The sequence below is a fragment of the Gilliamella sp. Pas-s25 genome (genome assembly GCF_009795885.1).
Classification (GTDB): Bacteria; Pseudomonadota; Gammaproteobacteria; order Enterobacterales; family Orbaceae; genus Gilliamella.
On sequence record NZ_WTEV01000085.1, the window covers coordinates 1 to 478 of the forward strand.

Below are 478 nucleotides of genomic sequence, written 5' to 3' on the forward strand. Positions count from 1 at the left end.
AGATGAATTTAGAAAAAATATTAGAAAAGATGAAAATACAAATAAGTAAGATCTAAACAATAATGGAGAGAATTTAAACGTGATAAAAACGCAGCCCATATTCCATTAGATGGATCAGGATATTAATTTATGAACGAGAATATACTATATAATTTTTTGAAAAATAAACCATCCCTTTTACATTATGATGATGAACTAAAGCTAATAGGTATTATGACTAGACTACCTATGAGTTGGCTCATTAAAAATAAAGATGAATTTATTTGTGCTTTAGACCAATTATATGACTCACATACGGATGGTGGATTTTTATTACAAGAGGAATGTGACGATATTATATTTGATAATTTTTGTGAATGGCTAAGAGAAGTAAATAATAAAACCGGCATAGCGACATTAATGTATATTGATGATTTTGATCCGAAAGCACTAGGACTAGATGAATTTAGAAAAAATATTAGAAAAGATGAAAATACAA

Annotated in this window: 1 protein-coding gene; it reads left to right on the plus strand. The window is 27.2% G+C overall.

Annotation, left to right across the window (positions count from 1 at the left end; genetic code table 11):
- Nucleotides 1-129 precede the first annotated feature (129 nt).
- The coding region (locus GQ593_RS13440) for a hypothetical protein (protein ID WP_160432476.1) at nt 130-478 on the plus strand (349 nt) is incomplete at its 3' end.